We start from the raw sequence: 9,409 nt of genomic DNA on the forward strand, positions 1-9,409 counted from the left end.
GAGAGTCGGCGGCTGTGCGTCGGCCGCCGACCGGCCCCGTGATCACCCCTCCGAACGGTCGCGCAACCGAGGGAGCGGGACGGCCAGCAGCGCCGCCAGCAGGGCGATCCGCGGCGCCAGCTGATCGATGCGGATGTGCTCGTGCCGGGCGTGCGCGCCCGCGCCGACGGCACCGAAACCGTCGAGCGTGGGCAAGCCGCGCGAACCCGGCAGGTTGGTGTCGCCCGCACCGCCCGCCGGACCGCCGTCCAGTTGCTGTCCGAGCACCGCCGCGAGCGAGCGGACATGGCGCAGCAGCGGGTTGGCCGAGCGTTCCGGCCAGGCCGGACGGCTGGAGAGCACCTCGGTCCGCACCCGTGCACCGGGCCGGAGCGCGGTGAGCCGGGCGAGGTTGTCGAGGGTCCGCCGCTGTGCCTCGGTGGTGGCGAAGCGCAGGCCGAGTTCGGCCTCGGCCCGGCCGGCCACCACGTTGGCGCGGCTGCCGCCGCTGATCCGGCCGGCGTTGAGCTCGGTGCCGGGCAGGCTGACCAGGCCCCGCACCGCGACCAGCTGATCGACCAGTTCGTCCACCGCCGACACCCCGTCGGCCGCGTCGTTGCCCGCGTGCGCCTCGCGCCCGGTGACGGTGAGCCGGACCCGGGTGGAGCCGCGGCGGGCGGTCTTGAGGCGGCCGTCCGGGTGCGGTGGTTCGAGGCCCACGACGGCCCCGGCACCGCGCAGTTGCCGTTCGACGAGGCGCCGGCCGTCGGGGCTGCCGACCTCTTCGTCGGAGACGACGACAAGGCGGACCGTGCGGTGCGGGCGCTGGCCGAGGTCGGCGAGGAGCGCGAAAGCTCCCTCCAGGACGGCGAGTCCGCCCTTCATGTCGACCACGCCGGGCCCGCTGAGGGCGCCGTCCTGTTCGGTGACCGGCCAGTCGGCGAGGGTGCCGGCGGGCCAGACGGTGTCGTGGTGACCGACCACGAGCAGGTGGGGCAGGCTCTCGTCGCGGCCGTCCCACTGGAGGACCAGGTGATCGCCGGCCGGACCGGGTTCGCGGTGGGCGGTGGCACCGGTGGCGCGGAACCCGTCGGCCAATTCCTCGGCGAGGGCGTCGAGTCGGGTCGCGTCGCCGCTGGGGGACTCGATCCGGGCCAGGTCGGCGCAGCGCCGCCGGACGGCCCCGGCGAGGGTGCGGGCGCGGCTGGTGAGGGCCTGGGGCAGACCGGGGAGGGCGGCGGTGGGGCCCGGTTGGCCCTCGCTGTCGGGGACGGCCGGAGTGCGGGGGGCCGCCGCGAGGGGTGGTGCGGCGGCGGGTGTGGGGGCGGCCGGAGCGAGGGCGGATCGGGTGGTGCCGGTGCCGGGGCGGGTCGTGCCCGGGGCCACCGGGCCGGGTGCGGTGCCGGTGGTCCTGGTCGGTTCGGCCGTGGTGACGGCCGTGGTGACGGCTGCGACGACGGTCGTGCCGCCGGCTGCGGTGGCAGCGGGGGCGACGGCGGGGGCGGTGAGGGCGGACGGAGCGGTGACGGTGGTGGTGCCGTGCGTGACGGCGCCGTGCGTGACGGCGCCGTGGGCAGTGGTGCCGTGGGTGGTGGCAGCAGCGGTGGCGACGGAGGCGACGGCGACCTTGGAGGCCGGCGGCGTGCTGGACGGACGGATGGCTTGAGGACTCAACGCGCGCCTCCGCGGCCGCCGCCGGTATACAGCGGCCGCGCCGGCCGGCCGGGCTCGCCGGGGCTCCCTGGCCAGGTCGCCGGGCGGGCGGGCCCGGCCGGGACGGCGGGACAGCGGAACGGTCCGTCCGGTCCAAGTGCGCTGGAACGGCTGGGCGGCGTGTGTGGCATGTGCGTCCTCCTCGCTCGATCCGGTGGCCCCGATCGTCCCGGAGCCTCCGTGGACGGCGGCTTCGTGTGTGCGGTGGGCGCAGAACGACGCATCACCGCAGGGAAGCCGAGATGTGAGCCTAGAAGAACCGTTCGGTTTCCTGCGAGGTGGCCCTGCTCCCAGCGTGCCGGGACCGGGATCCGCTCCGGCGCCCGGCCGCGGAGCGGCGGTCGGCGCATGGCGTGCGGGTCCGGCCCGACGCGCGGGCGCGGTCGCCGGATCGCGCCCACCTCCACCATGGACCCGGGCCGGGAGTTCGGCAGCGCAGGACACCAAGGCGCGCCTTTTCCAAGCCAGATGGGTGACGGCGCGACCGTCGGCGGGTACCGCGCGGTGCGGAGCCGGGGTCGGTCGGATCCTGATGATTCGCACCGAATCGGGATGGATCGTCGGTGACCGGGACAGGTCGGGCCTCCGGCGGTCGGGGCGGGCGACGGTCGGTCAGGCGGGGTCGCCGGCCACGCCCGCGTCCCGGGCGAGCAGCGCGGCCTGCACGCGGTTGCCGACGCCCAGGCCGGTGAGGATCCGGCTGACGTGTGCTTTGACGGTGCTCTCGCGCATGCCGAGGGCGAGCGCGATCTCGGCGTTGGAGCGGCCGGCGGCGAGTTCGCGCAGCACGTCGCTCTCGCGCGGGGTGAGTGCGGCGAGCCGCCGCCGGGCGGCGACGGCTCGCGGCTCGCCGGTGCGGTGGTAGCGGTCGATGAGGCGGCGGGCGGCGGCCGGGTGGAGCATGCCCTGGCCGGCGGCCACGACGTGGACGGCTCGGGCGATGTCGGCGGGCGGGGTGTCCTTGAGGAGGAAACCGTCGGCACCGGCGGCGAGCGCCCGGTAGACGTACTCGTCCAGGTCGAAGGTGGTGAGGGCGATGACGCGCGGGCCGTCCGGCAGCTCGCGCAGCAGGCGGGTCGCGGCGATGCCGTCGAGCCGGGGCATCCGGATGTCCATCAGCGCGACGTCGATGCGGTGCCGTCCGGCGAGTTCGACGGCCTCGATGCCGTCGGCGGCCTCGGCGACCACGGTGAGGTCCGGATCCTGGGCGAGCAGGTCGACGAGCCCGAGCCGGACCAGCGCGTCGTCGTCGACGACCATCGTGCGGATCATGGCGCCCCGTTCGGTGGGTTCGGGCCGGGTTCCGGCGCCGATGTCGGTGCGGGTCCAGGTGCGGGCCCCGCCGGGGATTCGGCCGCGCTCCCGGCGGCGTTTCCGGGCGCGTTCCCGGGCGCGGGTGCCGGTTCGGCCGGCGGCGCGGCGGACGGGTCCACGGACGTGCTGACGGCCCCCGGCGCGCGTCGGCCGACCGACTCGCCCGGGGCCGGTCCGGGCGGGCGGGTGACCGGCCGCCCGGGCGGGCGCACCGGTGGTCGCTCCGGGGCCGGGAGACGGGCTGCGAGGCGGAAGCCGTCGCGGCCGTCGGGGCCGGCGTCGAAGTGTCCGCCGAGCGCGCCGATCCGTTCGCCGAGCCCGACCAGGCCGTAGCCGCCGCCGGTGGAGGCCCCGGACGGTGCCGGAACGCCCGCGCCGCTGTGGACCTCGACCGTCGTGGCGGGCTCGCCGTACCGGACCCGGACGGTGACCGGCGCGGTGTGGGCGTACTTGCGGGCGTTGGTCAGCGCCTCCTGGACGACGCGGTGGACGGCCAGCCGGTGGGTGGTCGGGACACTCTCCGCGTCCCCGGTGACGGCGAGTTCGACGCGCTGCCCGATACCGGCGGCCTCCCCGACGAGTTCGGCGAGGTCGCGCAGGGCGGGCGCGGCGACGGGCCTGGGGCGTGTCCTGTGGATCACTGCCGGGTCCGCGACGCCGGGGCACGCCCTGGGCGGCGCAACGGTTCCGGGCGGTGCAGGTCCGGTCGCCGGGCGGTCGTGGCCGGTCCCCGTGCTCGGCACGCCCACCGGCGGCCCGGGCTCCGGCAGCCCGGGCTCCGGCGGAACGACCGGGACGGGCACCTGGGGCCCGGCGGGCCGGCCGGGTCGGACCGGTGGATCCGACGAGTCCGCCGGCACACCCTTCGCGGCTCTCGCGTCCGGCGGATCCGGCGGGTCGAACGGCTCCGCCCTGAGGGCGCCGAGGACGTCCCGGAGGTCGTCCAGCGAACGGGCGGCCGTCGCCCGGAGCAGTTCCAGACGGTGGGCGAGACGCTCCTGGTCGTCGGCCACGGTGCCGGCCCGCGCCTGGTCGCGCAGCACCCCGGCGTGCAGGACGAGGAGACTCAGCCGGTGGGCGAGGACGTCGTGCATCTCACGGGCGATCCGGGCGCGTTCGGCGGACCGGGCCTGCTCGGCGCGGAGTTCGCGCTCGCGGCGCAGCGCGTCGACCTTGGCGTGCAGGGTCCGGATCAGCATGCGGCGGCCGTGCAGCCAGAGCCCCAGCGAGAGGGCGGCGGCCTCGACGAGGAGTTGGGACCCGGCGATGCCGGCCCAGCCGAGGACGGAGTCGGCGCGGACCGCGCTGAGCGCCGCGATGGCGGCCGCCGCGGCGAGCGCCGGGCCGGAGCGGCCGGTCGAGGCCAGGTGGTAGACGCTGAACAGCCCGGGGAAGGCGCGGTTGAGCAGTCCGCTGACGAGGACGGGCAGCACGGCGGCGGCGACCGGGTGGCGGCGGGCGAGGAGCACGGAGAGCGAGGCGAGGGCGGCGCCGGTGATCCGCAGGGGGCGCAGCGGGAGCTCGTCGCCGGCCCACTCGACGACGGTCTCCTCGGCGGCGAGTCCGAGGACGGCCGTGAGGAGCAGGGTGTCGAGCAGCCGGTTCCGGCCGGGGGCGTACCAGCCGAGCAGCCCGGGGCCCGGGGGGCGGGACTGGCGCGGCCCGTCCGACGGGGACCGGTGGGGCAGGCCGCGGCGGCGGAGAAGCAGGCGCGGCGGACGTGCCGGGCGGCCCGGCTGTTCCACGAACTCAGCGCACTCCGTGCGTCCTGTGCGTCCTGTGCGTTCTGTTCGCCCTGCGTGTTGAGCGCGTCCTGCGCGGTCCACCGCCCTCATCCCTCCCTCCTCCAGCTGTTCAGGGCCTGATGCTACGACTCCGGCGAAGGCATTGGCCCCTGACGAACGGCCAGTCCGGACCAGTACTTTCGTAGGGGGTCCGGGCCGTCGGTCGGCCGATTCGGGGAGGCCGGGACGTCCCTAGCTTCGATGCCATGACGACGGATCAGCACCGCCCCGTTCACACTGCGGACCCCGCCCCCACCACCTGCGCCGACCGCCCGGACGCCCGGTCCGTCCCCGCCGGGTACCGGCCCGGGCGCGGCGAGGGCTGGTTCTTCCTCTCCGAGGCGCTGCGCGCCTTCCGGCTCACGGGGGCGGTGGCGCCCAGCGGGGCGGATCTCGTGAACGCGCTGGTGGTGCCGGCGACGAGCCGCCCCGACCGGCCGATCTCGGTACTGGAGGTGGGCGCCGGGACGGGTGCGGTGACGCGTCGGCTGGCGCGGGCGCTGCGGCCGGGCGACCGGCTGCACGTGGTGGAGTCCAACCCGAGGTTCGTCCAACGGCTGCGGGCGGATCCGGAGTTGGCGAGCCGTGCGGCGCAGCTGGGGCTGCGGGTGTCGGAGTGCCGGGTGCAGGACCTGCCCGGGCCCTGCACGACGGGGCCCGACGGCGGCGAGACCGTCCGCGGGCACGAAGGGCACGACGGACACGAAGGGCATGAAGGAGACGGCGGGCACGGCGCAGACGGCGAAAGCGGCGGACGCACCGGGCCGGGGACCGGCCCGGCAGCCGGACCGGCGCCCGGCCGCTACGACGTGATCGTGTCGGGCCTGCCGTTCACCAACTTCGACCCGGCGGAGGTCCGCGACCTCCTCGACCTCTACCTCCGCCTGCTGGTGCCCGGCGGCGAGTTGACGTACTTCGGCTACCTGGGGACGTCGGCGGCGCGGCTGCTGACCTCGGGGCCGGGCCGGAGTTCCCGGCACCGGGCCGTGGTGCGGCTGCTGCGGCGGTTCGAGGAGGAGTACGGGCTCGGGCACCGGACGGCGTGGTGGAACCTGCCCCCGGCGCGGGCGCACCTGCTGCGCGCGCCGGGCGGGGAGCGGAGGTGGTGACGGGCGGGGCGGTTCCCGGCGGGCGGGGCGGCGGTGCCCGCTCGATGATGGACGGGGGCCGGCCCCGGCTCCGTGGCGAGGAGTGAGGAGTCCGCGATGACGGTCACGATCCGTGACGCCGAAGGTGCCCACCGCTTCGAGGCCCGGGTGGGCGACGCCCTGGCCGGCTTCGCGGAGTACCTGCGCAGCGAGGGGCTGGTGGTGTACCCGCACACGGTGGTCGAGCCGGCGTACGAGGGGCAGGGCATCGGCGGGGCGCTGGCCAGGGCGGCGCTCGACGACGCGCGGGAACGGGGGCTGGCGGTGCTGGCGACGTGCCCGTTCATCAAGGCGTGGATGCTGCGGCACCCCGAGTACACCGATCTGGCCTACGAGAACCGGAGCCGGGTGTCCGACTGACGGCCCTCGCCACGCGGCGACGCCGCAGCCCGCGCGCCGGACCACACACGGCACACGCCCCACACGCCACACGCCGCCGCCCGACCCGCCGCACACGGTCTGCCGCACACGCCGCGTGACAGATGACAATTGTCAGATGACAGATTTTGATTTCTGTCAGCAGCAGTGCCATCCTCGAAGCATGCCCACCACATCGCCCCGCCCCCGGATGCCCCGGCGCACGCTCGGCACCGCCGGTCCGACCACCTCGGCCCTCGGCCTCGGCTGCATGGGCATGTCCGACCTCTACGGCCCCGCCGACGAGGCCGAGAGCATCGCCACCGTCCACGCCGCCCTCGACGCGGGCATCACCCTGCTCGACACCGGCGACTTCTACGGCATGGGCCACAACGAACTGCTGATCCACGACGCCCTGCGCGGCCGCGACCGCGAGGACGTCCGGATCAGCGTGAAGTTCGGCGCCCAGCGCGGACCGGACGGCCAGTGGCTCGGCCACGACGCCCGCCCGGCGGCCGTCAAGACCGCCCTCGCCTACACCCTGCGCCGGCTGCGCACCGACCACGTCGACATCTACCGCCCGGCCCGGCTGGACCCGGCCGTGCCCGTCGAGGAGACCGTCGGCGCGATCGCCGAACTGGTGCAGGCCGGCCACGTCCGTCACATCGGCCTCTCCGAAGTCGGCGCCGACACCCTCCGCCGGGCCGCCGCCGTCCATCCCATCAGCGACCTCCAGATCGAGTACTCGCTGCTCTCGCGCTCCGCCGAGGCCGAGATCCTGCCCACCGCCCGCGAGCTCGGCATCGGCGTCACCGCGTACGGGGTGCTGTCGCGCGGTCTGCTCAGCGGCCACTGGCAGGGCGACCGGGAGCTGTCCGGCACCGACTTCCGCGGCCACAGCCCCCGCTTCCGGGGCGACAACCTCGCCCACAACCTGCGGCTCGTCGAGGCCCTGCGCGCGGTCGCCGCCGAACGGGACGCCACCGTCGCGCAGATCGCCATCGCCTGGGTCGCCTCGCGCGGCGCGGACGTCGTCCCGCTGGTCGGCGCCCGCCGCCGGAGCCGGCTCACCGAGGCGCTCGGGGCGCTGGACGTCACCCTCAGCGAGGCCGACCTCGCGGCCATCGAGGCCGCGGTCCCGGCCGGGTCGGCGGCCGGGGAACGGTACGCTGCCGCCCAGATGGCCCATCTCGACAGCGAGCGCTGAGCCGCGGCCCCGGCCGCGTCGGCCGCCCGCGGCGGGCAGGGCCGTCCCTATCCGCACCGCACCCCACCTGCACCCCACCTGCACCGCTCGCCGGTGGCCACCGGCCCAGCCGCCGGCGGCCACCGGCCGACCGTCCGTCCCCCGCGCCCCGGCGGACGGACGCCTCACCCGTAAGGACGTACCGCCCCGTGGCCACGGACAGCGCACTCACCGCCGAGCAGATCCTGAGCGCGACGGAGGACGTGCTGCGCCGGTTCGGCCCGGCCAAGGCCACCGTCGTCGACGTGGCCCGCACCCTCGGCGTCAGCCACGGCAGCGTGTACCGGTTCTTCCCCAGCAAGGCGGCGCTGCGCGAGGCCGTCACCCAGCGCTGGCTCGCCCAGGCCCACGACGAGCTGCGCGCCGTCGCCGACTCGCCCGGCCCGGCCGGCGAGCGGCTGCACCGCTGGCTGGCCACGCTGTTCGCCGCCAAGCGCCGCAAGGCGCTGGACGACCCGCAGCTGTTCGCGACGTACATGACGCTGGTCGGCGAGAACAGCCACACCGTCGAGGCCCACGTCGAGACGCTGACCGGCCAGATCGCCCGGATCGTGCAGGACGGCGCGGCGGCCGGGGAGTTCCGCGCCGCCCCCGTCGCGGCGACCGCCCGCGCGGTGTTCGAGGCGACCGCGCACTTCCACGACCCCGCCCACGCGGCCGCCTGGTCCGACCCGGCCGCCGGGGAACGGTTCGAGGCCCTCTGGTCGCTCCTCCTCGGCGGGCTCTCGGCCCGCGCCTGACAGCCCCTCCCCGCGCACCGTCCGGAGCGCCCTCCGCCACCCCCGGGGCACGGAAGACCGCCGGCCCGGCCCGCCCGCGACCAGCGGACCGACCCGCGACGCCGCACTCCTCCCCGGAGTCCCGACCGGAGAACACCATGCGCAGGCCCGTACCCGGATCCTGCCCCGCCCCCGCCCTGGACAGCCTGCTCGGCCTCGCCCTCGGCGACGCGTTCGGCGACCGCTGGTTCTCCGTCCCCGTCGACGAGGCACCCGCCGCCCTCGCGGCCCGGCTCCCCCGGCCCGCGCCCCGGCACTGGACGGACGACACGGCCATGGCCCTCGTCCTGGTCCACCACCTGCGCGAGCACGGCGAGGTCCGCCCGGACGAGCCGGCCCGGGAGTTCGCCGCCGAGTACACCGCGGACCACAGCCGCGGCCACGGCCCGTCGATGCACCGGGTGCTGCGGGAGATCCAGGACGGCGCCGGCTGGCGGGAGGTCGCCTCACGTCGGTTCGAGGGCCAGGGCTCGCACGGCAACGGCGCCGCGATGCGGGTCGCGCCGCTCGGCGCCTGGTTCGCCGACGACCTCGACGCCGTCGCCCGGCAGGCCCGGCTCCAGGCCCTCACCACCCACTTCCACCCCGAGGCGGTCGCCGGTGCGGTCGCGGTCGCGCTGACGGCCGCGCTCGCCGCCCGCGGGCGCGCCGCCCCCGCCCGGGCCGACCTGCTGGACGAGGTCGCCGGCCGGCTGCCGGACAGCGACGTGCGGTCCGGCCTGCGGATCGCCGCCCGGCTGCCCGCGCACACCTCGGTGCGGCACGCGGCGCACCTGCCGGGGTCCGGCTTCCGGACCTCCGCGCGGGACACCGTGCCGTTCGCCCTCTGGTCCGCGGCGGGGCACCCGGACTCGCTGCCCGACGCCCTCTGGCAGACCGTCGAGGGCCGGGGCGACATGGACACCACCACGGCGATCGCGGGCGGCGTGGTCGCCGCCCGCACCGGGACGGACGGCGTGCCCGCCTCCTGGACGGCCGCCCGCGAGGCCCTGCCCGCCTGGGTGGGCGCGGCGGCGGCCGGGTGACAGCACGACCCGCCACGACCGGCCCGTGACGCAGGACCGGCCCGGCCGCCCGGAGGATCGCGCC

General features: G+C 76.9%; 8 protein-coding genes. 5 read left to right on the forward strand and 3 right to left on the reverse strand.

Annotated features, from left to right (window positions below):
- Positions 1 to 42: 42 nt before the first annotated feature.
- The 3 genes from ACFCX4_RS31035 to ACFCX4_RS31045 form a co-directional block, all read right to left on the reverse strand.
- A complete protein-coding gene (locus ACFCX4_RS31035; RefSeq protein ID WP_376149725.1) occupies positions 43 to 1,653 on the reverse strand; it encodes a M20/M25/M40 family metallo-hydrolase in 1,611 nt (536 codons plus the stop codon).
- 651 nt (positions 1,654 to 2,304) lie between these two features.
- The gene (locus tag ACFCX4_RS31040; RefSeq protein WP_376149727.1) at positions 2,305 to 2,964 is read right to left on the reverse strand and encodes a response regulator; all 660 of its coding nucleotides are present in this window, start codon (positions 2,962 to 2,964) and stop codon (positions 2,305 to 2,307) included.
- Positions 2,961 to 4,751, reverse strand: coding sequence for a sensor histidine kinase (locus ACFCX4_RS31045; protein ID WP_376149730.1), 1,791 nt, complete (start codon positions 4,749 to 4,751; stop codon positions 2,961 to 2,963). Before ACFCX4_RS31045 ends, ACFCX4_RS31040 begins: the two co-directional genes overlap by 4 nt.
- Before the next feature lie 245 nt (positions 4,752 to 4,996).
- Between ACFCX4_RS31045 and ACFCX4_RS31050 the strand changes: the two genes are divergently transcribed.
- From ACFCX4_RS31050 to ACFCX4_RS31070, 5 genes are all read left to right on the forward strand, one after another.
- Positions 4,997 to 5,899, forward strand: coding sequence for a translation initiation factor IF-2 (locus ACFCX4_RS31050; protein WP_376149733.1), 903 nt, complete (start codon positions 4,997 to 4,999; stop codon positions 5,897 to 5,899).
- A 96-nt stretch (positions 5,900 to 5,995) separates the two neighbouring features.
- Positions 5,996 to 6,298 carry a GNAT family N-acetyltransferase gene (locus ACFCX4_RS31055; protein WP_376149736.1) on the forward strand — a complete coding sequence of 101 codons (303 nt, stop codon included), beginning with the start codon at positions 5,996 to 5,998 and terminating at the stop codon, positions 6,296 to 6,298.
- Positions 6,299 to 6,506: 208 nt separating this feature from the next.
- Complete coding sequence (locus ACFCX4_RS31060) at positions 6,507 to 7,502, forward strand: aldo/keto reductase (RefSeq protein WP_376149745.1); 996 nt, start codon at positions 6,507 to 6,509, stop codon at positions 7,500 to 7,502.
- A 188-nt stretch (positions 7,503 to 7,690) separates the two neighbouring features.
- Entirely contained in the window at positions 7,691 to 8,281 is a 591-nt protein-coding gene (locus ACFCX4_RS31065; RefSeq protein WP_376149739.1) for a TetR/AcrR family transcriptional regulator, read from the forward strand.
- Between the two features lie 137 nt (positions 8,282 to 8,418).
- Positions 8,419 to 9,345, forward strand: coding sequence for an ADP-ribosylglycohydrolase family protein (locus ACFCX4_RS31070; protein WP_376149742.1), 927 nt, complete (start codon positions 8,419 to 8,421; stop codon positions 9,343 to 9,345).
- Positions 9,346 to 9,409 lie beyond the last annotated feature (64 nt).

Origin of the sequence: Kitasatospora sp. NPDC056327 (assembly GCF_042261735.1) — a bacterium.
Taxonomy (GTDB): Bacteria; Actinomycetota; Actinomycetes; order Streptomycetales; family Streptomycetaceae; genus Kitasatospora.

Coding starts and splice junctions, on each gene's coding strand:
- ACFCX4_RS31040 (WP_376149727.1), bottom strand. CDS start 2,964: ATGATCCGCACGATGGTCGTCGACGACGACGCGCTGGTCCGGCTCGGG.
- ACFCX4_RS31060 (WP_376149745.1), top strand. CDS start 6,507: ATGCCCCGGCGCACGCTCGGCACCGCCGGTCCGACCACCTCGGCCCTC.
- ACFCX4_RS31050 (WP_376149733.1), top strand. CDS start 4,997: ATGACGACGGATCAGCACCGCCCCGTTCACACTGCGGACCCCGCCCCC.
- ACFCX4_RS31055 (WP_376149736.1), top strand. CDS start 5,996: ATGACGGTCACGATCCGTGACGCCGAAGGTGCCCACCGCTTCGAGGCC.
- ACFCX4_RS31070 (WP_376149742.1), top strand. CDS start 8,419: ATGCGCAGGCCCGTACCCGGATCCTGCCCCGCCCCCGCCCTGGACAGC.